Source organism: Reyranella sp. GW821-FHT12G01 (assembly GCF_058806575.1).
This window is the reverse complement of record NZ_JBXAPV010000002.1, coordinates 1,106,792-1,129,107: the sequence shown is the minus strand read 5'-3', so window position 1 is coordinate 1,129,107 and position 22,316 is coordinate 1,106,792. Positions and strand designations below refer to the sequence as shown.

The window sequence follows — 22,316 nt, the reverse complement described above, 5'->3', positions numbered from 1 at the left end:
AGAGAGAAGGAAGAATGGCCAAATCACATCCCGTCGACGCCCATGTCGGTACCCGCATGCGCCAGCGCCGCACCCTGCTCGGCATGAGCCAGACCAAGCTCGGCGATGCCGTCGGCCTGACCTTCCAGCAGGTACAGAAATACGAGCGCGGCTCGAACCGGGTGGGCTCCAGCCGCCTCTACGAATTCTCCAAGGCGCTCGACGTGCCGGTCTCCTATTTCTTCGAGGAGATGCCGGGCAACGTGCTGGCCGGCCGGCCGATGGCCGCCAAGGTGAAGAAGGGCGGCTTCGGTGAGGCGGGCACGCCCTTCGCCACCGAGAAGGACCCGCTGATCAAGCGCGAGACGCTGCAGCTCGTCCGCGCCTACTACAAGATCCGCGAAGGCTCGGTCCGCAAGCGCATCTACGAGCTGGTCAAGACGATGGGCACGGCCAGCAGCGCCGAGAACGCGAAGAAGAAAAAGTAATCGCGCCGCCAACCCGTCGTCCTGAGCGAAGCGCCGAAGGCGCGTAGTCGAAGGACCTCTTTTCGCTTTGTCGCATCGTGCGCCGGAAAAGAGGCCCTTCGACTACGCTTCGCTCCGTTCAGGGCGACGCAGGTACTCACGCCGCCAGCAGATGCTCCGCGATCTGCACCGCGTTCAGCGCGGCACCCTTCAACAACTGATCGCCCGCCACGAAGAGCGAGATCGAATGGCCTGACGGGTCGCCGAGATCCTGGCGGATGCGGCCGACCAGGATGTCGTCCTGCTGGCTGGCATCGCGCGGCATCGGGAAGACGTTGCGCTCGCGGTCGTCGACCAGGCGCACGCCCGGTGCATTGGCCAGCAGCGCACGCACGCGGGCCTCGTTGATCGGCTGCTCGCACTCGAAGGTCACGGCGGCGGCATGGGCGCGCAGCACCGGCACCCGCACGCAGGTGGCCGACAGGCGAAGCTGCTCGTCGCCGTAGATCTTGCGAGTCTCGCGCATGACCTTGGTCTCCTCGTCATTGTAGCCGGTCTCCGGATCGATCGCGGTGTTGTGGCTGAACAGGTTGAAGGCGTAGGGGTGCGGCAGCACCTTGGGCTGGAAGCTGCGCCCGTCGAGATAGGCGCGCGTCGAATCCGCCAGCTCGTCCATCGCCGCCGCGCCGGCGCCGGAGGCCGCCTGGTAGGTCGCGATGGTCATGCGCTTGATGCGATTGTGCTGGTGGATCGGCCACAGCGGCGTGATCGCGATGATGGCGGCGCAATTGGGATTGGCGACGATGCCCTTGTGGCCCGCGATCGCGCCGGCGTTGATCTCGGGGATCACCAGCGGCACCTCGGGATCCATGCGGAAGGCCGAGGAATTGTCGACCACGATGGCGCCGGCCGCGACCGCGATGGGGGCGTAGCGCCTGGAGATACCGCCGCCCGCCGAGAACAGCGCGATATCGACGCCCTCGAAGCTCTTTTCGTTGAGTTCCTGAACGACGAGCGCGCGGCCGTCGAACGACAATTCGCGGCCGGCCGAGCGGGCCGAGGCAAGCAGGCGCAGTTCCTTCACCGGGAAGCGGCGCTCGGCCAGGCAGCGCAGGAATTCGACGCCGACGGCGCCGGTCGCACCGACGATTGCGACGGTGAGGGGGCGGGAAGCGGTGGGTCTCGAGGGCATGTCTGTCTCCTTCGTTGAAGCCGGAAGACGGACGCCTGGAAAGACAAAGGCCCCGTCCGAAACCGGCGGGGCCTGTGAGGTTGTCCTATGACACGTTCGACTTTACGCGCACGTCCTCGCCGGCCCACCGAAGGTGGTCGTTTTGGTCGTGGTCGTTTTGGTCGCGAAGCGCGTCATGGTGGCGACGATATAGGGCGAGGGTGGCCGGGTTGTAAAGGGCAGGGCAGAGGCTATCGTCCAGTGGAGCTGAACGCGCTCAGCGATCCGAGCAGTGGAATACGACATGTCCTGCCCGGGAAGTGAAGGAGTCGAGCCAATGAACCTCGGGCTGGAAGGCAGGACCGCGCTCGTAACGGCGGCCAGCGGCGGGATTGGCGGCGGCATCGCGGCGGCGCTGGCGGACGCGGGCGTGCGTGTCGCGGTCAGTGCGCGCACGCATGCGGCGCTGGAGCAGGTGGCTGACTCGCTCGCTTCGTGCCCCGGCGGGCGGCCGGTTGTCGTCGTGGGTGACGTGTCCGAGCAAGGTGGCCCGGCCCGTATTTTCGCCGAGGCGTCGGCCGCACTCGGCGGTCCTGTCGATATCCTCGTCAACAACGCCGGTGGCGCGAGGCCTGTAACCGGCAATGCCGACGACGCTTTCTGGGACGAGGCGCTGACGCTCAACTTCCTGGCGGCGCGGCGGCTGACCGATCTCGTTTCGCCCGGCATGAAGGCCCGGAACTGGGGGCGGATCGTCAACATTTCGGGCGCGCTCGTTGCACCCAGGCTCAATGGCGCCGCGCCGGCAAAAGCCGCGCTCGTCAGTTGGTCCAGAACACTATCGTCGGAGCTCGGCCCCTACGGCATTACCGTCAACACGATTGCACCCGGGCGCATCAACTCGGCGCAGATCCGGAAACTGCATCCGACGGAAGAGTCGAAAGCCGACTTCATCAAGCAGAACATTCCCGCCGGCTATTTCGGGGAGCCCTCCGACATCGGGCACCTCGTCGCGTTTCTCGCGTCGCCGCTCGCGCGCTACGTCAACGGCGCCGCCATTCCGGTCGATGGCGGCGCGGTCCGGCGCGTTTAGGCGACCTAGCTCAGCCGCATGAACGGCTTGTCGCCGCACACCGTGACGCGGTGGCCGTAACGGCGGTGCGGGAAGTAGTCGAACATCGCGTGGTGCTGGACGCAGCGATTGTCCCAGAAGGCCACCGAGTTCGGCTGCCACTTGAAGCGGCACTGGAACTCCGGTGTCTCGATGTGGCGGTAGAGCATCTCCAGCAGCGCGTCGCTCTCGTTGCGGCGGAGCTGCGGGATGCGCAAGGTGAAGCCGCGATTGACGTAGAGGCTCTGCTTGCCGGTCACCGGATGGGTGCGCACGATCGGGTGCTCGGCGTTGGGGAACTTGATGTCGTCGCGGTCCGTCGCCTTGACGCGATAGTAATGCGCCTTGGAACTGTCGTGCAGCGCGGTCAGGCCTTGCAGCATCTGCTTGATCGGCTCGGAGAGCGTGTCGTAGGCGCGGTACATGTTGGCGAACAGCGTGTCGCCGCCGCCCTCGGGCGGGACCTCGGTGAGGTAGAGGATCGAGCCCATCGGCGGCTCGACATCGCACGACACGTCGGTGTGCCATTCCTCGCCGGCCACGTGGCGTGACTTCTCGTCGGCCTTGATCTCTAGGATCTCGGGATGCTCGGGGATGGCGATGGGCGCGTTAGGATGGACATGCAGCGGGCCGAAGCGGCGGCCGAAATCCTTGTGCTGGTCGATCGACATCTTCTGGTCGCGGAAGAAGATCACCAGGTTCTCCATCAGCGCGTCGTGCACTTCCTGGAACTGCTGGTTGCCGAGCGGCTTTCCGAGATCGACACCGAATATCTCCGCCCCGATGTTCGGCGTCAGCTTGCGCACTTCGATCGACTGATAGGCCATTGGCGTTTCCTCCCGGAACTGGCGTCCGTTGAGGAGAGGATACGCCCGCGGACGGTTGACCACAGGGGAATCTTGGTGGAATCCGTAATACGGAATTCCAGGCCGCACCCGTCAGCCGGCCGGCGGTAAAACACTCGTTACATCAAAGCCTTGGCCGGCACGTGGGCCGTCCGGCCGGAATCCGCTAGACTGCGGACGGAATGAAGATCGACGTCGACCATTACCTCGTGCTGGGCGTGCCGCGGGCAGCGGACGCGGCGACGATCCGTGCGGCCTATGTTGGTCTCGCGAAGAAGTATCACCCCGATGTGGCGTCGGGGAATCCCGAGCTCGCGACCTTCAATTTCCGCCAGATCACCGCGGCCTACCAGGTGCTGAGCGATCCCGAGAGCCGCGCGCGCTACGATGCCCAGGTGCAGGCGGTGCTGGCCGCCGAGCGCGCCCGTCGTGAGCAGGCAGCCCAGGCTGTCGCGGCCGCGCGGGCGGCAAAGGTGGCAGCCAAGGCGAAGTCGAAGGACCGGCTCGTGTCCCTCCTGTTCGGCAAGGCGGCGCCCGCGTCCGGGCCTGCCTCCGGGGCCGCGCCGAAGCCGGCCGCTCGACCCGCCGCGCGGCCCGCGCCGCGGCGTCCGACCTCTTCGCCGAGGCCCTTCCCGCCGAAGCCTGTCTTCCCGCCGCCGGCGGCGCCGCCCGCTCACCTGCAATACGCCCAGGCGATGGCGCGGCGGCGTGCGGCCGTAACCCTCGCCATCGTGCTGATGGTCTTCATCGCGGTCGGCGGCTATCTCGCTTCGCGCGCACTGCGCGGACCGAACTTCGAGGTGATGGCTGCTTCCGAAGCGACGCGGCCGGTCGTCGAGCCGTTGCCCGAGCGGCCCAAGCCCGTGCCGGTGCCGCAGATGCAGCAGCCCAGCCAGTATCCCGTCTCGCCCGAACTGCCACCCTCGGCGCCGATGTCCGGCGCCTTGACGGGCCGTCCGGCGGCGCCACGGCCCGCGCCGACCGAGATCACCGATGGCCAGTCGGTCTGCGTCGCCGACGACGGCGCCAAGTTCGCGATCATCAACCGCGGCGGCGAGCCCACCGTGATCTACAACGGCGCCGCGCCGGTGCGCGCCTCGGTGCAGTTCTCCGACCGCTATCTCGTGGTGCTGACCGGCATCGTGCCGAGCGACACGATCATGATCGGCATCCAGCGCGGCCAGGAAAACGGCACCCACGTCTATTACGCCGACCCGCGCGGCGCGATCGTCCAGACCGTCGGCGCAAGGTGCGAGGGGCAGGCGTATTAGCTTCGGCCATCGCTGTTCTTGTCATCCTGAGCGAAGCGAAGGATCTCACGCCAGCAACGGAGTCCATTGGCCACTCCGTCAGGTCCTTCGCTACGCTCAGGACGACAAGCGCACGTGATAAAGGCCGGCCCGCTCTTCACAGGCCGGCCTTCTTCATTTCATCTCGCTACTTCTTCACGCTTTCGATCGTCGGCAGCTTGTAGCGGTCTTCCGGATCGTTCCAGCCCTTGAAGTTCGGCTTGCGCTTCTCGGCGAAGGCGGCGCGGGATTCCATGAGATCGCTCTTGGCGCCGTGATCGTGCAGCGCGTCGGCGAGGCGCTGCTGGTCGGCGGTCGGAGAAGGGCGCATCTGGCGCATCATGTGGACGGTGTTCACGCGAGACGCCGGCGGCAGGGTCAGCAGGTGCTCGGCCATCGACATCGCCGTCGGCATCAGATCGGCGGCATCGACCAGGCGGTTCACGAAGCCGATCTCGTAGAAGCGCTGCGCGGTGAAGCGGAAGCCCAGCGCCATTTCCATCGCCACCGGATAGGGCAGGTTGGCGAGGTGGCCGTGATTGTAGCCGCCCAGCAGCCAGCGCTTGGCCTCGGAGACCTCGAACACCGCCTCGCGCACGGCCACACGAAGATCGGTGCGCTCGACCAGCATGAAGCCGCCGCCCATCGCGAAGCCGTTGACCGCAGCGATCACCGGCTTCTCGAGCTTGCCCGTCATGAACGGGTCCTCGATCTCGGGCCGGCGGCCACCCGGCGCGCCGTCCTTCAGCGATTCCTTCATGTCCTCGCCGGCGCAGAAGCCGCGGCCGGCGCCGGTGAAGATCGCGACTTCGAGGTCCTTGCTCTTGCGGAACTCGTTCCACGCCGCCGACAGCTCGGTCCGCATCTCGTGATTGAGCGCGTTCAACCGGTCGGGCCGGTTCATCCGCACGACGAAGATCTGTCCATGCTTCTCGGTTTCGACGACAGCCATCTCGATTTCCTTATCCCTTGATGAATGCGAGCAGATCCGCGTTCAGCTCGTCCTTGTTCTGGGTCGCCAGGCCGTGGCTTCCCTTCGGATAGATTTTCAGGGTCGAGCCCTTCACCAGTCTGTGCGAGGCGCGGCCGGCGGCGTCGATCGGCACGATCTGGTCGTCGTCGCCGTGAATGATCAGCGTCGGCACGTCGAACTTCTTCAGGTCCTCGGTGAAGTCGGTCTCGGAGAAGGCCTTGATGCAGTCGAGCAGCGGCTTCAGCCCGCCCATCATGCCCTGCAGCCAGAAGAAATCGCGCGTGCCCTGGCTCACCTTGGCGCCATCGCGGTTGGCGCCGTAGAACGGCGTCGTCAGGTCCTTGAAGAATTGCGAGCGGTCGGCGGCCACGCCCTTGCGGATGCCGTCGAACGCCTCGATCGGGAGACCGCCGGGATTGGCCGCGGTCTTGAGCATCAGCGGCGGTACCGCGCTCACCAGCACGGCCTTGGCGACGCGCTTGGTGCCGTGACGGCCGATGTAATGCGCGACCTCGCCGCCGCCGGTCGAATGGCCGACCATCGTGGCGCCCTTGAGGTCGAGCGCCTCGAACAACGCAGCGAGATCGTCGGCGTAGGTGTCCATCTCGTTGCCGTCCCAGGTCTGGCCCGAGCGGCCGTGTCCGCGGCGATCATGCGCGATCACGCGGAAGCCGTGGCTGGCGAGGAAAACCATCTGGTCTTCCCAGGCGTCGGCGGTCAGCGGCCAGCCGTGGCTGAAGGTGACCACCGGGCCCTTGCCCCAGTCCTTGTAATAGATGTCGGTGCCGTCGCGGGTTTTGATGAAGGGCATGTGACACTCCTCGCTGCGGGATCAAAATTCGACGCGGGAGAATGCACCAGCCCTGAGGCCGGTGCGACTAGACGTTGGGCGGAGTTACCGCCGCTCGAAGTCGATGCGCTCGTCGACGGGGAGACCGAGCAGGTGGCGGCGCAGGCAGTCGAGGCCGAGTTCGGTCGCGCCGATGCGCACCCAGTCGCGACCACCGACCAGCCGGGCCTGGCGCGTGACGGCGCCGCTCTCGTCGGCGAGGCCGATGCAGATCGTGCCGCCCATGTCGGGACGGTCCGGGCCTTCGTCGAGTTCGAGCAGCAGCACCAGCGCGTGGCTGGCGCCGCTCGACGCGCGCAGTGCCTTGGCGGCAGCGGCTGCCGCATCGGGCGCGACGGCGGTGGCGCCCAGCTCGGCGATGTCGCGCGCGACGATGCCCCGGCGGAACGCACGTTCGGCGCCGGCCAGCGGAGCGAGGCGGGCGGCGAGATGGCCGCCGGTGATCATCTCGGCGGTGGCGAGCGTCGCGCCCTTTTCGAGCAGCTTGCCCAGCACCACGCCTTCGAGCGTCTGCTCGTCCTCGGCGACGATGAAGTTGCCCAGCCGCTTGCGCACCTCGGCCTCGGCCGGGTCGAGCAGCGCGGACAGCGCCGCTTCGTCGTCGGCGCGCAGTGCGAGCTTGGTCTCGAGCTGCGGGTAGTGCGCCTGGAAGCCGAGCTTGATGCCGCCGTCTTCCTTGAAAGCCGGCATGTCGCCCAGCATCTGGTCGGCGCGCGATTCGCCGATGCCGAACGTGTGGAAGCGCTTCAGCTTCGTCACGCCCTTGATGCCGCTCATCGCCAGGATACGCGGGATCACCTGCTCGTCGATCATGCGGCGCATCTCGCGCGGCACGCCGGGGGTGAAGAAGAAGCGCGCCTTGCCGATGGTGACGGCGAAGCCGCAGGCGGTGCCGATCGGATTGTCGATGAACTCGGCGTTGGCCGGCAGCATCGCCTGCTTCACGTTGTTGGGCGGCATCACGCGCCCGCGCCGCGCATAGGATTCCTCCATGCGCTTCATCCAGTAGTCGCTCAGCACCAGCTCGACGCCGCAGGCCTGGGCCGCGACCTCCTGCGAGAGATCGTCGACGGTGGGTCCGAGCCCGCCGTTCACGATCACCGCATCGGCACGCTCGCCCGCCTGGTGGAAGGCCTTCAGCAGGCTCTCGCGGTCGTCGCCGACCGTGGTGCCCCAATGGACGCCGAGACCGACCTCGACGAGGCGGCGGGCCATGTGGCTGTAGTTGGTATTGATGGTTTTGCCGGTGAGGATCTCGTCGCCGGTACAGAGGATTTCAACGCGCATGCGCGGAATTATCGGCTAACGTCGCGCCTAAAGCAAAAGCGAGGAAGGAAACACCATGACCGTCCTGTCATCCGATCTGCGAGAGGCGCTGGCGAAAGTGGGCACCTCGACCCTGACCGGCGTGCTGAACAAGAAGGGCCTGCGCAGCATGACCCTGTTCGACGTGTGGCCGATCCGGCCCGAGCAGCCGCGCATGGTGGGCATCGCCTTCACGATGCGCTTCATCCCCTCGCGCGAGGACAAGGACGGCCCGGCGTCGACCAGCCGGTCCATGGTGCAGCCGCAGGCGATGGAGGAATGCCCGCCCGGTCATGTGCTGATGATCGACTCGCGCGGCGATTCGCGGGCGGCATCGGCGGGCGATCTCTATGTCGGCCGGCTGAAGGCGCGCGGCGCGGCCGGCATCGTCACCGATGGCGGCTTCCGCGACACCGACGGCGTGCACAAGACGGGACTGCCGGCCTATCACCGTCGCCCGTCCTCGCCGCCGAGCCCGATCGCGCACCGCCCGGTCGACCTCAACCTGCCGATCGCCTGTGGTGGTGTCGCGATCTATCCCGGCGACGTGATCGTCGGCGACCGCGATGCGATCGTCGTCATCCCGCCCGAGATCGTCGAAGCCGTCGCCCAGGAAGCGCTCGACGCCTATCACTACGAGGAATTCGCCGAAGCCGAAGTGGCGCGGGGTCGCTCGCTGAAGGGGTTGTTTCCCGTGGCGGGCGAGGAGGCGAAGCGCGACTACGAGGCGTGGAAGGCGCGGGGGAAGAAGTAGAGCCCCGTCGTCTCGACCGGAGCGCCGAAGGCGCGTAGTGGAGAGACCTTCTCTCCGCCAAAAGCCGGCTAATCGTAGAGAGAAGGTCTCTCCGCTACGCCTCGCTGCGCGAGGCTCCGGTCGAGACGACGGGATGTCACGCCAGCGACGTCCTGATCTCCAGGCCGTTCTTCAGCGTCAGCGTCACCGGCGTCCGCTCGGCGATATCGGCCATGCGCTTCTTCTGCTCGTCGTCGACGGCGCCTTCGATGGTCAGCACGCGGTCGATGCGCTGCTTGTCGCCGTCGCGGCTGAAATGGATGTCGGCATGCACGGCGGTGACCGGCCACTGCTTGCGCTCGGCGTACATGCGGAGCGTGATGACGGTGCAGGCGCCCAGCGCCGAGGTCAGGAGATCGTAGGGGGCGGGGCCGGCATCCTTGCCGCCCAGCTCCGGCCCTTCATCGGCCGTGAGCTTGTGATGTCCGGCATGGCCGGTCGAAATGGCGGTCGCGTAGTTGGTCGTGCCGATGCTTGCCTTTGCGTGCGCCATGTCCGCCTCCCGATGCTTGAGGGCCCGTAGTACGGGCCCTCGCACCAGTCTAGCGGCGCTTGCGGCGCGATGCTGCCTTCTTCGTGACCTTCTTCACGGCCTTCTTCACCGCGGTCTTGGTCTTCGTCACGGCCTTCTTGGCCTTGCCGACGGCCTTCTTCACCGCCTTCTTGACGCTCTTCTTCTTCGCGGCCTTCTTGCGCGCGGGGCCGGTAACGGCTTCGACGCCGCGCTGCGCAGCCTTCACGGCCTTGCGGCCGGCGCGCACGACCGCGATCTCGGCCTTCACAACGGCGTTCGCGACCGTGTCGACCAGCTTCGCAGTCACCTTCTTCTTCGCAGCTTTCTTCTTCGCAGCCATGCAGTTCTCCCTGTGCAATTCGCGAGACGGCAAACGCCGAAACTCGCACAAGGTTGCATCTAGGTTACGATTCGTATCGCTGTCACGCCTTCTTCCCGCGAACGAACGGTGCCGACATGAGTCATGTCGTCGCTGATCGGCGCGCCGTGCGGAAGCGCCGCGAGCAACCCGCCGGCGGTCTGCGGATCGAACAACAGCGGCAGCTTCGCATGCGATGAAGCGCGATCCATGCCGTCGATGAGATGACGTGCGCGCAGGTTTTCCGGCTGCAGCGAGCTCGCAAAGTCCTGCGCGAACAGCTCGATCGCACCCGGCAACACCGGCAGCGCATCGAGTTCGAGGTCGACGGTGACGTTACCCGAGGCGCGGATCATCTCGGCGAGATGGCCGGCCAATCCAAAGCCCGTCACGTCGGTGCAGGCATGTGCACCTGCAGCAACGAGCGCTCGCGATGCATTGCCGGACGGCGTGCGCATCGACGCGAGAGCGGTTTCGATCCAGGCCGCTTTCGCCATGCCGCGCATCGCGGCGGCGAAGATCACGCCGGTGCCGAGCTTCTTGGTGAGCACCAGCCGGTCACCGGGCTTGAGCCCGCCCTTGCGCAGCGCCTGCGCCGCGACGACGAGCCCGTTCACCGAGAAGCCCAGCGCCGCTTCCGGTCCTTCGCCGGAATGGCCGCCGATCAGCGCGCAGCCGGCATCGTCGAGTACCCTTCGGGCACCGGCCAGCATCTGGAAGAGATCCTCTTCCATCAATCGCTCGGCGGCCGCCGGCACGACCGCGAGGGCCAGTGCGCTGTGCGGCTTCGCACCCATCGCCCAGACGTCGCCCAGCGCGTGGACGGCCGCGATTTCTCCGAAGGTGAAGGGATCGTCGATGAAGGTGCGGAAGAAATCGACCGACTGGACCAGCGCCTGTCCCGCCGGCACCTCGATCATCGCCGCATCGTCGGGCGCGTCGAGACCGATGGTGACGCTCGCGCCGGGCGAGGGGCCGAGCCGCGCCAGCACGCGATCGAGCACGCCCGCGCCGACCTTGGCGCCGCAGCCGCCGCAGCGCATGCCGATATCGGCCAGCAGGCGCTTCGCTTCGGCATCGGCCAGGGCAGGGTCGGGCGGCGTGGAGCGGGCGGACATATCCATCGGTGTCGCCGGCGGCTCGCGATACATGCGCATCCACTTGCGGTCGATATGGTCCTTCCAGCGCCATACCCACGCGCCTTCGATCGCCCACGATCCGCGTGTCGCCACGGCATGGCCGTCGCCGGTGCCGAGGATCGAGAGGTAGCGGCTCTGCGGCGTGAAGGGTTTTGGTTGTTGGCCGAGCAGCGCGAGGCGAAGGTTCTCCGCGAGCGGCGGGCCGTGGCGCACCGCGAACACGCCGGCCTTGGGCCGCGGATGGGCGGTGACGCTGGCGCAGTCGCCGGCGGCGAAGACGGTGAGATCGCCACTGGAGGCCAATGTCGGCTCGACGGCGAGGAAGCCGCGGTCGTCGAGGGGAAGGCCGGTCCCGGCGAACCATTTGGCGGCACTGGCTTCGGTCACCACGAACACGTCGTCGACCATCACTCGCTCGCCGGTCTCGAGATGGACTGAATCGGCGTCGATCCGCGTCGTCGCGGCATTCTCCAGCAGGCGCACGCCGCGCCGCTTGAAGATCGCGCGCATGCGGTTGCGCGCCGCGACCGCCTGGCCGGCTAAAATCTCGCCGCGCGTCGCCAGGGTCACCGAGACCTCGGCGCCGCGCGCGACCTCGCGCAGCCGATGATCGATGGCCAGCGCCAGCTCGACGCCGCCCGCGCCGCCGCCGATCACGGCGATGCGCAGCGCGCCCTGCCAGTCCTTCACCCGCTCGAGGAAGCCCAACCACCGTTGGCCGAGTTCCGCGATCGGCTTGACCGGCGTGGCATGCTCCGCCGCACCCGGGATCGAGCCCATGCTGGGCGAGGAGCCGACGTCGAGCGAGACGAGATCGTAGGAGACCGGCGGGCGATCTTTTAGCAGCACCTGCCGGTTGACCCGATCGAGCCCGACCGCCTCGGCATGGATCAGCCGCGCCCCGCTCCAGGCGCACAGCCGCGCGAGATCGATATGGCATTCATCGAACGTGTAGGCGCCGGCCACGAAGCCCGGGATCATGCCGGAGTAGGGCGTCTCGATGTCCCGTCCGATCAGAGTGACCCGCAAGCCCGGCATCGGCTTCATGCCGAAGCTCTTGATCACATGGACATGCGAATGGCCGCCGCCCACGAGCACGAGGTCTTTGAGGAAGGGCGCCGACTGCATCGTGCTCTCTATATCTCATTCTCATATTCCTCTCCCCCGTTAGGAGGAGAAGAGAATGAAAGATGGGAAGAACCCGGAAGTCTTTGCGATCAAGTGCTGGAATTGTAACAAATTGTAATGTATATCAATTGATTAGGGGCGGTTGTTCCCCTCGTTTGGGAGCGTGCCTCATGGCCGTCAGTTCCGGCCTCTCGGTCTCGCCCGATCTTTCCGAGGACGGCGCCTCGCTCGTCGTGCAGACGCGCTCGGCCTGGTCGATGTCCTGGCCGCTCGTGCTGGGCCTGCTCCTCTTCATCTGCCTCGCCAACGGCAGCGGCTGGCCGCTGCTGGCCGATCCCGACAGCCACTGGCACATCGCGGTCGGTAACTGGATGCTGTCGAACGGCACCGTGCCGACGGTCGATCCGTTCTCCTTCACCTTCGCGGGCCAGCCGTGGATCGCCAAGGAGTGGCTGTCGCAGCTGCTGATGGCGGTGTCGTTCAAGCTGGGCGGCTGGGGTGGTGTCACCGTGCTGGCCGCGACCGCGCTCGCGGTGTCGTTCGCGCTGATGCTGCGGCTGCTGCTGCGCGACCTGCGTCCGCTGCCCGCCGCGGTGTTCGCGCTGGCCGCCATCGCGATGACCCTGCCGCACTTCCTGGCGCGGCCGCATGTGCTGGCTTTCCCCTTCATGCTGATCTGGATGGCGGGCCTGGTGCGTGCCGTCGAGGAACGCCGCGCGCCGACGCCATGGCTGCTTCTCGCCATGCTGCTGTGGGCCAACCTGCATGGCGGCTTCACGCTCGGCCTTCTGCTGGGCGGCGCCTTCGCGGTCGAAGCGCTGCTGGGCGCGCGCGACGAGCAGGAACGCAAGGCGCTGTTCCTCGGCTGGGCCAAGTTCGGCGCGGCCTCGTTCCTCGTCGCCTGCATCACGCCCTACGGGCCGGAATCGATGCTGGTGACGCTGCGCATCTTCAACATGGGCGACACGCTGGCCTTCATCTCGGAATGGAAGTCGCCCGACTTCCAGAAGCAGCCGCTGCAGGAGCTGGTGCTGCTGATCGCGCTCTACGCCGCGCTGTCGCGTGGGCTGAAGCTGCCGATCCTGCGGCTGGTGATCGTGCTGGGCCTGCTGCACCTCTATCTTCGCTACGCGCGCAACGCCGAGCTTCTGGCCATGCTGGCCCCGGTGGCGCTGGCGCCGCTGCTGGCGCGGCAATGGCCTGCGCTGCGGCCCGATCCGGCCGCCGGCCAGGGCTCCTCGCTCGCGGAGCAGGCCGCCGCACTGGCGCGCCCCGCCGGCATGGCCGCCATCGCCGTCGGCGTGGCGTTCTGCGCGCTGATCTCGCTCGGGCTCGTGCGCTACGGCGGCATCGTCCCGCCGCTCGCGACCATGCCCTCGACCGCGATGGCCTACGTGAAGCAGGCGGGGATCGGTGGCCGCGTGCTGAACCACTATAATTTCGGCGGCTATCTCATCCATGCCGGCGTGCCGACTTTCATCGACGGTCGCGGCGAGCTCTACGGCCAGGACTTCATCAAGCGCTACGCCGACACGATCAGCCTGCGCGGCGGCGAGCCGCTGGAGCAGATGCTCGAGCGCAATCGCATCGACTGGACCTTCATGCCGCCCGACCAGCCGGCCAACCGCCTGCTGGCGCGTCTGCCGGGCTGGCGTCAGGCCTATGCCGACGAGACGGCGGTGATCTTCGTGCGGGAGCGCTGACCGACGGGTAGAATGGGACCAGGCGCCAATCGCCGGGAGGTCCCGTCATGTCGAACCGCACGATACTGAGGCCGCTCGCTCTCCTCGTTGCGACGGTGCCGCTGATGTCCTCTCCGCAGGCGAATGCCCAGCAGCCGTTTCCGCCGCCGGTCACGGTCACGGCCGACAACTTCCCTCGCGCCGAGAGCGACCGTTATTTCTCGCGGATGGTGAAAGACGGCGGCTTCGGCAAGTTCACGCATCGCCGCGAGGTCGCGGCCATCAATGACCAGACCGTCGTCCGGCTGAACCGCGACACGCTCTATTCGGCGGCGGTCTTCGATCTCGATGCCGGTCCGGTCACGATCACGCTGCCCGATGCGGGCAAGCGCTTCATGTCGATGCAGGTCCTCGACGAGGATCACTACACGCCCGACGTCTTCTATGGCGGCGGCAAGCACGTGCTGACGCGGCAGAAGATCGGCACGCGTTACGTGCTGGTCGGCATCCGCACCCTGGTCGATCCCAACGACCCGAAGGACGTGGCCGCGGTGCATGCGCTGCAGGACGCGATCAAGGTCGAGCAGCCCGGCGGCCCCGGCAAGTTCGAGATCCCGACCTGGGAGCCGATGAGCCAGAAGATGGTGCTCGACGCGCTGGTGGCCCTGGGCAGGACTCTGCCCGATACCAGGCGCATGTTCGGACCGAAGGCCAGCGTCGATCCGGTGCGCCACCTGATCGGCTCGGCCATGGCGTGGGGCGGCAATCCGGAGAAGGACGCGCTCTATCTCAACGTCGAGCCGGCCAAGAACGACGGCAAGACGGTCCATCGCCTGACCGTTGGCAAGGTGCCGGTCGATGGCTTCTGGTCGATTAGTGTCTACGACGCCAAAGGCTACTATCAGCCCAACCCGCAGAACGCCTACACGTTGAACGACATCACCGCGAAGAAGGCGGCCGACGGATCGATCACCGTCCAGTTTGGCGGCTGTGACGGCAAGATCGAGAACTGCCTGCCGATAACCGACGGCTGGAACTACATGGTCCGCCTCTATCGCCCACGCGCCGAAATCCTGGACGGTAAGTGGACCTTCCCGATGGCCCGGCCGGTGAACTGAGCAGGACGTGCCCGCGATGAAGTTCCCGGCGATCTGTCCTGACATTCCCGTGGCCGATCTCGCTCGGGCGCTGGCCTATTACCGCGACAGTCTGGGCTTTAACGTCGACTGGAGCGCCGACGATCTCGGTCTCGCCTGCGTCTCGCGCGGCGAGACCCGGATGTTCATGTCGAACGCATCCTTTCGCGCGCCGCTCGGTGTGCGCGGGCCGATCCTGCTCTGGCTCAACCTCAATGGCCGCGAGGAGATCGACGAACTCCATCGCGAATGGCATGCGGCGGGCGCGAAACTCTCGGGCCCGCCGGCGGCGCATCCCGACGCCAAGCTCTACGAATTCTTCGCCGAGGATGTCGACGGCAACTTCATCCGCGTCTTCTACGACTACGCCTGGGAAGAGCGAGAAGAGGGCTCTACTTAACCCGCACCGCCGGCTGGATGTAGCAGGCGGTCACGGTGATCGAGCCGGGCTGGAAGGTCGAATCGGCCTTGGCGAGCTTGGCCGTGAGTTCGTTGCTGACCGTGGCGATGAACATGCAGCGCTGGCCCTCGGCCACCGTCTTGTTGTTGCCCATGACGAGCGTTCCCATCGGCGGCGTCGAGACGCCCAGCGTCACCGTCGCGCCGACATCCGATGTCCCGTTCACGCAGACGAGGCTGGTGAAGGAGATGTCGGGGATCGTGTAGGCGAGGGTGAGGCTCTGGCCGATGTTCTGGAACGGCGCGGTGAAGCAGGGATAGTTCCCATGCAGCTCGTTCGGCATCGATTTCGTCGTCTGGGTCTTCGTCGTCTGCGCCTGCACGGCACTGATGCCGGCCGCGATCGTCACTGCAGCCATCAGCGCGGTTGAAACGACTCTCATCAAAACTCCCCGTTGTTGTAGGGAGTATGCGAGACGCGCGCAGCGGCGTGAAGGGCGCTTGGAGAAATCGGTCGCTCGGAACGGTGAGGAAGCGAGGCACAACGACGCGTTTGCAACGGCGTGATTGTATAACCCGCTCAAAGGTTCATAGATGCTGACGCATGTTGCTCACGATGGGCCTTCGATTGGCAGGGACATTCCGACGAGGCTCTCGCTTCGTGCGGATGCTTTGCATCCTGTCGCTGGCGATCGCGAGCGTCCTGCATGTCGTGAGCGATTGTCGCGTGGCCGTATCGGCCGGCGGCGGCGGCCCGATCACGGTGTCGAGCCTGCCGGACGGACAGGGCAGCGATACCGCCCAGGCCGCCGAGTCCTGCCATAGCTGCTCGGTCGCGCCCTACTTCAATGCCGTGACGTCTGGCGTCGTCGCAACGGCGACGCACGAAGTGCCCGAAGGGCGCCTCGTCCAGGTCTTCCCGGTCTCTCTCCGCATCTCCGGACCGCCTCCCAAGGCCTGAGTCATCGCGTTTCGTTCGCCGTGCCGGTTCTGCCCGCGCGGCTCGCCGATGATTGCTTTCTTGGGATCAGGTCATGTCCATCCGCGTTTTCGCGGCACTGGCGGCAGCGTCGCTTGTCGCCGCCGGTGCGCAGTGTGCGCAGGCGCAGACGCCACAGGCGTCGCGCACCGCCCAGACGCCACCCCAGCCGCAGCGCGCCGCCAACGGCACGCTGACGCTGCGCCAGGCGCTGCAGCAGGCGGCCAATGCCAGCCCGCGCCTCGACGTCGCCGACCGTAACATCGGCATGGCGGCTGGCCGGCATCAGCAGGCCGGTGCACTGCCCAATCCGACGATCGGCTTCGAGATCGACAATTTCGCGCCGGGCAATTCCGAAGCGGTGGGCGGCGCCGAGACGACCTTGATGCTGAGCCAGCTCATCGAGCTCGGCGGCAAGCGCGACGCGCGTGTGTCGGCGGCCTTGGGCGATGCCGATGCCATGCGCTGGGAGAAGGAGGCGGCCCGGCTGGAGTTGCTGTCGGAGACGACGCTGGCCTTCGTCGAGGCGCTGTCGGTACAGCGGCGCATCCAGATCCTCGACCAGCAGGCCGCGACGCTCGAGAGACTGGTGCCGCTGATGCAGCGCCGCGTCGAGGCTGGCGCCTCCTCGCCCTCTGAGGTGACGCGCACCCAGACGGCGGTGGGCATGACGCGGCTGGAGCGCGAGCGGGCGCGTCTCGCCTTCGCGGTGGCGCGGCGCGATCTTGTAGCCCTGATGGGCCGCGAGGTGCCCGACTTCACCGCGGTCACCGGCGATTTCGGCCGCCTCGTGCGGCCGGCGGCGCTCGAATTGCTGATCAAGGCGATCGACGACAATCCGCAGCTCATGCGCTGGACGGCGATCCGCGCCCAGCGCGACGGCGAGCTTCTGGTGGCGCGGCTGAAGCCGATCCCCGACGTCACGGCGAGCCTCGGCTGGCGCTACTACTCCGACACCCAGCAGAGCGCGATTCGCCTCGGAGTCTCGATGCCGTTCCCGGTGCTCGACCAGAATCGCGGCGGCATCCGCGAGGCGCAGGAGAATTCGCGCAAGGCCCATGCCGAGCGCGCGGTGAACCGGCTGGCGCTGATCGCGGTCGTCGCCAAGGCGCACGACACCGCCAACAACCAGCTCCAGCAGCTCGACCTCATCCGCAAGACGATCCTGCCGGCGGCGCGCCAGACCTACGCGACCATCGAGGCGGGCTACGGGCAGGGCCGTTTCACGGTGCTGGAAATCCTCGATGCCTATCGCGCCGTCGCCGATGCGGAGCTGATGGAGCACGAGGCGCTCGCGAGCTTTCACTCGGCAGTGGCGACGATCGAGGGGCTGACGGCGACCCCGGTGAACCTGGCGAGGGCGAGGCAATGAATTTCGTGAAGAAGCTTCTGGGCTACGCGGTCGTGGCCCTGGTCTGCGCCGGCATCCTGGGTGCCGCCGGCTATTACGTCTTCGACGCGCGGTTCGCCAAGCAGTCCAAGGCCACGGCCAGCAAGGGTGGCCATGGGAAGGAAGGGGAGAAGGACGCGCACGGTCACGACGAGGGGGTGAAGCTCACCGACGCCCAGGTCGCGGCGGCCGGGATCGAGATCCTGAAGGCGGGACCGCGCGAACTCCGCGACACGCTGCTGCTCAACGGTACGATCCAGCCCAACCAGGAGACGCTGGTGAAGGTGACGCCGCGCTTTCCCGGCGTCATCCGCAGCATGCGCAAGCGGCTGGGCGACAGGGTGAAGGCGGGCGAGGTGCTGGCGACGGTCGAGAGCAACCAGAGCCTCACCGTCTACGAGCTGAAGGCGCCGATCGACGGCACCGTGATCGACCGCGACGGCACCTTGGGCGAGTTCGCCTCGGAAGCGAGACCGATCTTCACCATCGCCGACCTGTCGACGATGTGGCTCGACTTCGCCGTCTTCCGCAAGGATTTCGCCAAGGTGCGCCTGGGCGATGCCGTGTCGATCGACGTGGGCGACGGCGGCCCGCCGATCGAGGCGAAGATCGATTACCTCTCGCCGATCGGCGCCAGCGACACGCAGTCGGCGGTGGCGCGCGCCATCGTGGCCAATGATGGCCGCCTGCGGCCGGGCCTGTTCGTCAGTGGCCGCGTGGTGCTCTCGGCGCGGCCGGTCGAGGTCGCGGTCAGCACCGGCGCGCTGCAGACGCTCGACGGCAAGACGGTGGTGTTCGTGCGCGCAGGCGAGGCCTTCGAGACGCGCGAGGTCGAGCTCGGCGGCCGCGATGCCGACTGGGTCGAGGTGATCTTCGGCGTCGTCGACGGCGACCTCTATGCCGCGAAGAACAGCTTCGTGATCAAGGCTGAGATCGGCAAGGCGGGAGCGGCGCATGAGCATTGATTGCCGCACACGTCACACACAACGACCTCACCCTGAGGAGCGCTCCGCAGGAGCGCGTCTCGAAGGGTGGGAACGAGCACCGCGTCCGTTGCCCATCCTTCGAGACGGCGCGCTGCGCGCGCCTCCTCAGGATGAGGCGGTGGTGTGGAGGGCATCGTTGTGATCAACCGCATCCTCGCTTTCTCGATCCAGAACCGCTGGTTCGTCATCCTCGCGGCCATCGCCGTCGGCGCACTGGGCGCGTGGAACTTCACGCGGCTGCCGATCGACGCGGTGCCCGACATCACCAACGTCCAGGTGCAGGTGAACACCGTGGCGCCGGGCTACTCGCCGCTGGAGGTCGAGCAGCGCATCACCTTCCCGCTGGAAACGGCGATGGGCGGCCTGCCGAAGCTCGAATATACCCGCTCGCTGTCGCGCTATGGCCTGAGCCAGGTCACCGTCGTCTTCAAGGACGGCACCGACATCTACTTCGCTCGCCAGCTCGTGAACGAACGCATCCAGCAGGCCAAGGAGCAGTTGCCGTCGGGCACCGAGACGGCGATGGGGCCGGTCTCGACGGGCCTGGGCGAGATCTACATGTACGCGGTCGAGGCCAGGCCCGGTGCGAAGAAGCCGGACGGCCAGCCCTATACGGCGACCGACCTGCGCACCATCCAGGACTGGATCATCAAGCCGCAGCTTCGCACCGTGCCCGGCATCGTCGAGGTCAACACGATCGGCGGCTACGAGAAGCAGTTCCACGTCCTGCCGGACCCTGCGAAGCTGATGTCCTACCGGCTCACCTTCCGCGACGTGATGTCGGCGCTGGCGACGCACAATGCCAATGTCGGCGCGGGCTACATCGAGCGCAACGGCGAGCAGTATCTCGTGCGCACGCCCGGCCAGGTGAACACCGTGCCGGAGATCCGCGACATCGTGGTCGGCACGCGCGGTGGCGTGCCGATCCGCATCGGCGACGTGGCCGAGGTCAAGGAGGGCACCGACCTGCGCACCGGAGCCGCCACGCTCGACGGCAAGGAGACGGTGATCGGCACGACCATGCTGCTGATCGGCGAGAACAGCCGCACGGCCGCGCAACGGGTGGCCAGCAAGCTCGACGCCATCGCGGGATCGTTGCCCGAAGGCGTCGTCGCCAAGGCGATCTACGACCGCACCAAGCTCGTGGAAGCCACGATCTGGACGGTCGAGAAGAACCTTTTAGAAGGCGCGCTGCTGGTCGTCGTCGTACTGTTCCTGATCCTGGGCAATTTCCGCGCGGCCTTCGTGACGGCCTGCGTCATCCCGCTGTCGATGCTCTTCACCATCACCGGCATGGTCGAGAACCATATCAGCGCCAACCTGATGAGCCTCGGCGCCATCGACTTCGGCATCATCGTCGACGGGGCGGTGATCGTGGTCGAGAACTGCCTGCGCCTGCTGGCCGAGGAGCAACACAAACGCGGCCGGCTGCTGACGCGCAACGAACGCTTCGCCACGATCCTCGCGGGCGCGCAGGAGGTCATCAAGCCCAGCCTGTTCGGTACCGTGATCATCGGCGTCGTCTATCTGCCGATCCTCACGCTGACCGGCGTGGAAGGAAAGATGTTCACGCCGATGGCGCTGACCGTCCTGATGGCGCTGACGGGCGCCGCGATCCTCTCCATGACGCTGGTACCGGCGGCGGTGGCGCTGCTGGTGACGGGCAAGGTCTCGGAGAAGGAGAACTTCTTCATGCGCGGTGCGCTGCGGCTCTACGCGCCCGCACTGGAGACCGCCATCCGCCTGCGCCACGTCGTGGTGGTGATGGCCTTTATGCTGGTCGCGGTGGCCGGCGTCGCGGCCTCGCGCATGGGCGGCGAGTTCATCCCCTCGCTCGACGAGGGCGACATCGCCATGCATGCGATGCGCATTCCCGGCACCAGCCTCAGCCAGTCGGTGCAGATGCAGGAGGCGCTGGAGAAGGCAATCCTCGAATTCCCCGAGGTCAAGGAAGTCGCGGCCAAGATCGGCACGGCCGAGGTCGCGACCGACCCGATGCCGCCCAACGTCGCGGACAATTTCATCCTGCTGAAACCCCGTTCCGAATGGCCCGATCCCAAGCGTTCGAAGGCCGACCTGGTGACGGCCATCGAGAAGCGGGTCGAGCAGATCCTGGGCAACAATTACGAGTTCACGCAGCCGATCCAGATGCGCTTCAACGAGCTGATCTCCGGCGTGCGCAGCGATCTCGGCATAAAAATCTTCGGCGACGATCTCGATACGCTGTTGTCGATCGCCACCAAGGTCGAGGGCGTGGTGCGCTCCGTGCCCGGCGCCGCCGACGTGAAGACCGAGCAGGTGAGCGGCCTGCCGATGCTCACCGTGAAGCCCAACCGGGCCGCACTGGCGCGCTACGGCATAAGCCTCGCCGAGCTGCAGGAGGTGGTCGCCATGGCGGTCGGCGGGCGCGAGGCCGGCCTCGTCTTCGAGGGCGACCGCCGCTTCGAGATCGTGGTCCGGCTGCCCGAGCACATGCGCGTCGATGTCGAGGCGCTGACTTCGCTGCCGATCCCGGTGCCGATTCAGCCCAACGGCACCAAGGAGAACGGTCGCGGCCTCGTGCAGACCGGACTCGGCAATGCCGCGCCCTACATTCCCCTCTCTGCCGTGGCCTCGATCGAGATCGCGCCGGGGCCGAACCAGATCAGCCGCGAAAACGGCAAGCGTCGCATCGTGGTCTCAGCCAACGTGCGCGACCGCGACCTCGGCTCCTTCGTGTCCGAGGTTCAGCGGGTCGTAGCTGCGCAGGTGAAGCTGCCGGCCGGCTACTGGATCGGCTGGGGTGGCCAGTTCGAGCAGCTCGTCGGCGCCTCGCAGCGCCTGGCGATCGTCGTGCCGGTGGCGCTGCTGCTGATCTTCGTCCTGCTGTGCATGAGCCTGGGCTCTGTCGGCGATGCGCTGCTGGTGTTCAGCGGCGTGCCGCTGGCGCTGACCGGCGGCGTGGCGGCGCTGGTGCTGCGCGATATCCCGCTGTCGATCAGCGCCGGTGTGGGCTTCATCGCGCTATCGGGCGTCGCCGTGCTGAATGGGCTGGTGATCATCTCGTTCATCCAGGGCCTGCGGGCCCAGGGAAGGCCGGTCGCCGAGGCGGTGCGCGAAGGCTCGATCAAGCGGCTGCGGCCCGTGCTGATGACCGCTTTGGTGGCGTCGCTCGGCTTCGTGCCGATGGCGATCGCGACCGGCGCCGGTGCCGAAGTGCAGCGACCGCTCGCCACCGTGGTGATCGGCGGAATCATCTCGTCGACCATCCTGACGCTGGTGGTCCTGCCGGCGCTGTACGCCCTGTTCCATCGCGACAAACCGGTTCAACAAGAGGAGAGCGCATGAAGACGTTTCTGATCGCCGCGGCGATGATGTTGTGGGCGGGCCTGGCCGTCGCCCAGCACAGCCATGGCAGCACCAAGGGCCCCAATGGCGGCGCCGTGCAGGACGTGGCCGGCGTCCACGCCGAGCTGGTGATGGCCGGCAACGCGGTGACCATCAACATCCTCGACGAGAACAACAAGCCGACCTCGGCCAAGGGCTTTAGCGGCACGGTGCTGATCGTCGCGGGCAGCGCTCGCGAGACGGTGCAACTCGCGCCGTCCGGCGACACCGCGTTGAAGGGCGAGGCCAAGGCCGCGATCCCGACCGGCGCCACCGTGACGCTCGTGCTGAAGAACGCCGCCGGCAAGTCGGGGCAAGTTAAGTTCTAGCGAAATCACCTCACCCTGAGGAGCGGCCCAGCGGGCCGCGTCTCGAAGGGTGGGCACACGCACTGCGTCTGTTGCCCATCCTTCGAGACGGCGCGCTGCGCGCGCCTCCTCAGGATGAGGTGGGGGT

21 protein-coding genes are annotated in these 22,316 nt (G+C 67.1%); 12 read left to right on the top strand and 9 right to left on the bottom strand.

The features are described 5' to 3' along the window. Window positions 1-14: 14 nt before the first annotated feature. Complete coding sequence (locus AC1RP5_RS24905) at window positions 15-467, top strand: helix-turn-helix domain-containing protein (RefSeq protein WP_493115183.1); 453 nt, start codon at window positions 15-17, stop codon at window positions 465-467. 136 nt (window positions 468-603) lie between these two features. On the opposite strand, the gene AC1RP5_RS24900 is transcribed toward AC1RP5_RS24905, so the two are convergent. Then, entirely contained in the window at window positions 604-1,638 is a 1,035-nt protein-coding gene (locus AC1RP5_RS24900) for an aspartate-semialdehyde dehydrogenase (RefSeq protein ID WP_493115181.1), read from the bottom strand. Window positions 1,639-1,954: 316 nt separating this feature from the next. Here AC1RP5_RS24900 and AC1RP5_RS24895 point away from each other — a divergent pair, with 316 nt between their 5' ends. Further along, on the top strand, window positions 1,955-2,710 hold the full coding sequence (locus tag AC1RP5_RS24895) for an SDR family oxidoreductase (protein ID WP_493115179.1): 756 nt from the start codon (window positions 1,955-1,957) through the stop codon (window positions 2,708-2,710). Between the two features lie 5 nt (window positions 2,711-2,715). Here the strand turns inward: AC1RP5_RS24895 and AC1RP5_RS24890 are convergent, their stop codons facing one another. Continuing rightward, window positions 2,716-3,555, bottom strand: coding sequence for a TauD/TfdA dioxygenase family protein (locus AC1RP5_RS24890; protein WP_493115178.1), 840 nt, complete (start codon window positions 3,553-3,555; stop codon window positions 2,716-2,718). 200 nt (window positions 3,556-3,755) lie between these two features. Here AC1RP5_RS24890 and AC1RP5_RS24885 point away from each other — a divergent pair, with 200 nt between their 5' ends. Further along, window positions 3,756-4,844 carry a J domain-containing protein gene (locus AC1RP5_RS24885; RefSeq protein ID WP_493115176.1) on the top strand — a complete coding sequence of 363 codons (1,089 nt, stop codon included), beginning with the start codon at window positions 3,756-3,758 and terminating at the stop codon, window positions 4,842-4,844. Window positions 4,845-5,010: 166 nt separating this feature from the next. Here the strand turns inward: AC1RP5_RS24885 and AC1RP5_RS24880 are convergent, their stop codons facing one another. The 3 genes from AC1RP5_RS24880 to AC1RP5_RS24870 all read right to left on the bottom strand — a co-directional run bounded on the left by AC1RP5_RS24880 (window position 5,011) and on the right by AC1RP5_RS24870 (window position 7,972). Continuing rightward, window positions 5,011-5,814, bottom strand: coding sequence for an enoyl-CoA hydratase/isomerase family protein (locus AC1RP5_RS24880; RefSeq protein ID WP_493115174.1), 804 nt, complete (start codon window positions 5,812-5,814; stop codon window positions 5,011-5,013). 10 nt (window positions 5,815-5,824) lie between these two features. Next, window positions 5,825-6,646, bottom strand: a complete 822-nt coding sequence (locus tag AC1RP5_RS24875) for an alpha/beta fold hydrolase (RefSeq protein ID WP_493115172.1) — start codon at window positions 6,644-6,646, stop codon at window positions 5,825-5,827. An 84-nt stretch (window positions 6,647-6,730) separates the two neighbouring features. Continuing rightward, window positions 6,731-7,972, bottom strand: coding sequence for a CinA family nicotinamide mononucleotide deamidase-related protein (locus tag AC1RP5_RS24870; protein WP_493115170.1), 1,242 nt, complete (start codon window positions 7,970-7,972; stop codon window positions 6,731-6,733). 55 nt (window positions 7,973-8,027) lie between these two features. On the opposite strand from AC1RP5_RS24870, the gene AC1RP5_RS24865 reads away from it, so the two are divergent. Further along, the gene (locus AC1RP5_RS24865; protein ID WP_493115168.1) at window positions 8,028-8,744 is read left to right on the top strand and encodes a ribonuclease activity regulator RraA; all 717 of its coding nucleotides are present in this window, start codon (window positions 8,028-8,030) and stop codon (window positions 8,742-8,744) included. A 136-nt stretch (window positions 8,745-8,880) separates the two neighbouring features. On the opposite strand, the gene AC1RP5_RS24860 is transcribed toward AC1RP5_RS24865, so the two are convergent. From AC1RP5_RS24860 to selD, 3 genes are read right to left on the bottom strand one after another with little or no spacing between them, the layout of a single operon-like run. Further along, the gene (locus AC1RP5_RS24860) at window positions 8,881-9,276 is read right to left on the bottom strand and encodes an OsmC family protein (RefSeq protein ID WP_493115167.1); all 396 of its coding nucleotides are present in this window, start codon (window positions 9,274-9,276) and stop codon (window positions 8,881-8,883) included. 49 nt (window positions 9,277-9,325) lie between these two features. Continuing rightward, window positions 9,326-9,637, bottom strand: a complete 312-nt coding sequence (locus AC1RP5_RS24855) for a histone (RefSeq protein WP_493115165.1) — start codon at window positions 9,635-9,637, stop codon at window positions 9,326-9,328. Between the two features lie 59 nt (window positions 9,638-9,696). Then, window positions 9,697-11,922: a selenide, water dikinase SelD gene (gene selD, locus AC1RP5_RS24850; protein WP_493115163.1), complete on the bottom strand. Its 2,226-nt coding sequence runs from the start codon at window positions 11,920-11,922 to the stop codon at window positions 9,697-9,699. A gap of 170 nt (window positions 11,923-12,092) precedes the next feature. On the opposite strand from selD, the gene AC1RP5_RS24845 reads away from it, so the two are divergent. The 3 genes from AC1RP5_RS24845 to AC1RP5_RS24835 are packed head-to-tail and all read left to right on the top strand — an operon-like array spanning window position 12,093 to window position 15,140. Then, window positions 12,093-13,625: a hypothetical protein gene (locus AC1RP5_RS24845; RefSeq protein WP_493115161.1), complete on the top strand. Its 1,533-nt coding sequence runs from the start codon at window positions 12,093-12,095 to the stop codon at window positions 13,623-13,625. A 47-nt stretch (window positions 13,626-13,672) separates the two neighbouring features. Continuing rightward, window positions 13,673-14,722 (top strand): DUF1254 domain-containing protein, encoded by a 1,050-nt coding sequence (locus AC1RP5_RS24840; RefSeq protein ID WP_493115159.1) that lies wholly within the window; start codon window positions 13,673-13,675, stop codon window positions 14,720-14,722. A gap of 16 nt (window positions 14,723-14,738) precedes the next feature. Further along, the gene (locus AC1RP5_RS24835) at window positions 14,739-15,140 is read left to right on the top strand and encodes a VOC family protein (protein ID WP_493115264.1); all 402 of its coding nucleotides are present in this window, start codon (window positions 14,739-14,741) and stop codon (window positions 15,138-15,140) included. Here the strand turns inward: AC1RP5_RS24835 and AC1RP5_RS24830 are convergent. Beyond that, on the bottom strand, window positions 15,133-15,582 hold the full coding sequence (locus AC1RP5_RS24830; RefSeq protein ID WP_493115157.1) for a hypothetical protein: 450 nt from the start codon (window positions 15,580-15,582) through the stop codon (window positions 15,133-15,135). The two genes, AC1RP5_RS24835 and AC1RP5_RS24830, sit on opposite strands and share 8 nt — an antisense overlap. A gap of 218 nt (window positions 15,583-15,800) precedes the next feature. Between AC1RP5_RS24830 and AC1RP5_RS24825 the strand changes: the two genes are divergently transcribed. The 5 genes from AC1RP5_RS24825 (at window position 15,801) to AC1RP5_RS24805 (ending at window position 22,189) form a co-directional block, all read left to right on the top strand. Beyond that, complete coding sequence (locus AC1RP5_RS24825; RefSeq protein ID WP_493115155.1) at window positions 15,801-16,100, top strand: hypothetical protein; 300 nt, start codon at window positions 15,801-15,803, stop codon at window positions 16,098-16,100. Between the two features lie 73 nt (window positions 16,101-16,173). Beyond that, entirely contained in the window at window positions 16,174-17,490 is a 1,317-nt protein-coding gene (locus AC1RP5_RS24820) for a TolC family protein (protein WP_493115154.1), read from the top strand. 5 nt (window positions 17,491-17,495) lie between these two features. Continuing rightward, window positions 17,496-18,473, top strand: a complete 978-nt coding sequence (gene ihpB / locus AC1RP5_RS24815) for a divalent metal ion exporter adaptor subunit IhpB (protein WP_493115262.1) — start codon at window positions 17,496-17,498, stop codon at window positions 18,471-18,473. A gap of 159 nt (window positions 18,474-18,632) precedes the next feature. After that, a complete protein-coding gene (locus AC1RP5_RS24810) occupies window positions 18,633-21,821 on the top strand; it encodes an efflux RND transporter permease subunit (RefSeq protein WP_493115261.1) in 3,189 nt (1,062 codons plus the stop codon). Continuing rightward, window positions 21,818-22,189, top strand: a complete 372-nt coding sequence (locus AC1RP5_RS24805) for a hypothetical protein (protein ID WP_493115152.1) — start codon at window positions 21,818-21,820, stop codon at window positions 22,187-22,189. Before AC1RP5_RS24810 ends, AC1RP5_RS24805 begins: the two co-directional genes overlap by 4 nt. The last annotated feature ends 127 nt before the right edge of the window (window positions 22,190-22,316 follow it).

Excerpts from the sequence above, each read along its gene's own strand:
- AC1RP5_RS24905 (WP_493115183.1), top strand. The coding sequence starts at position 15 with ATGGCCAAATCACATCCCGTCGACGCCCATGTCGGTACCCGCATGCGC.
- AC1RP5_RS24900 (WP_493115181.1), bottom strand. The coding sequence starts at position 1,638 with ATGCCCTCGAGACCCACCGCTTCCCGCCCCCTCACCGTCGCAATCGTC.
- AC1RP5_RS24895 (WP_493115179.1), top strand. The coding sequence starts at position 1,955 with ATGAACCTCGGGCTGGAAGGCAGGACCGCGCTCGTAACGGCGGCCAGC.
- AC1RP5_RS24890 (WP_493115178.1), bottom strand. The coding sequence starts at position 3,555 with ATGGCCTATCAGTCGATCGAAGTGCGCAAGCTGACGCCGAACATCGGG.
- AC1RP5_RS24885 (WP_493115176.1), top strand. The coding sequence starts at position 3,756 with ATGAAGATCGACGTCGACCATTACCTCGTGCTGGGCGTGCCGCGGGCA.
- AC1RP5_RS24880 (WP_493115174.1), bottom strand. The coding sequence starts at position 5,814 with ATGGCTGTCGTCGAAACCGAGAAGCATGGACAGATCTTCGTCGTGCGG.
- AC1RP5_RS24875 (WP_493115172.1), bottom strand. The coding sequence starts at position 6,646 with ATGCCCTTCATCAAAACCCGCGACGGCACCGACATCTATTACAAGGAC.
- AC1RP5_RS24870 (WP_493115170.1), bottom strand. The coding sequence starts at position 7,972 with ATGCGCGTTGAAATCCTCTGTACCGGCGACGAGATCCTCACCGGCAAA.
- AC1RP5_RS24865 (WP_493115168.1), top strand. The coding sequence starts at position 8,028 with ATGACCGTCCTGTCATCCGATCTGCGAGAGGCGCTGGCGAAAGTGGGC.
- AC1RP5_RS24860 (WP_493115167.1), bottom strand. The coding sequence starts at position 9,276 with ATGGCGCACGCAAAGGCAAGCATCGGCACGACCAACTACGCGACCGCC.
- AC1RP5_RS24855 (WP_493115165.1), bottom strand. The coding sequence starts at position 9,637 with ATGGCTGCGAAGAAGAAAGCTGCGAAGAAGAAGGTGACTGCGAAGCTG.
- selD (WP_493115163.1), bottom strand. The coding sequence starts at position 11,922 with ATGCAGTCGGCGCCCTTCCTCAAAGACCTCGTGCTCGTGGGCGGCGGC.
- AC1RP5_RS24845 (WP_493115161.1), top strand. The coding sequence starts at position 12,093 with ATGGCCGTCAGTTCCGGCCTCTCGGTCTCGCCCGATCTTTCCGAGGAC.
- AC1RP5_RS24840 (WP_493115159.1), top strand. The coding sequence starts at position 13,673 with ATGTCGAACCGCACGATACTGAGGCCGCTCGCTCTCCTCGTTGCGACG.
- AC1RP5_RS24835 (WP_493115264.1), top strand. The coding sequence starts at position 14,739 with ATGAAGTTCCCGGCGATCTGTCCTGACATTCCCGTGGCCGATCTCGCT.
- AC1RP5_RS24830 (WP_493115157.1), bottom strand. The coding sequence starts at position 15,582 with ATGAGAGTCGTTTCAACCGCGCTGATGGCTGCAGTGACGATCGCGGCC.
- AC1RP5_RS24820 (WP_493115154.1), top strand. The coding sequence starts at position 16,174 with ATGTCCATCCGCGTTTTCGCGGCACTGGCGGCAGCGTCGCTTGTCGCC.
- AC1RP5_RS24805 (WP_493115152.1), top strand. The coding sequence starts at position 21,818 with ATGAAGACGTTTCTGATCGCCGCGGCGATGATGTTGTGGGCGGGCCTG.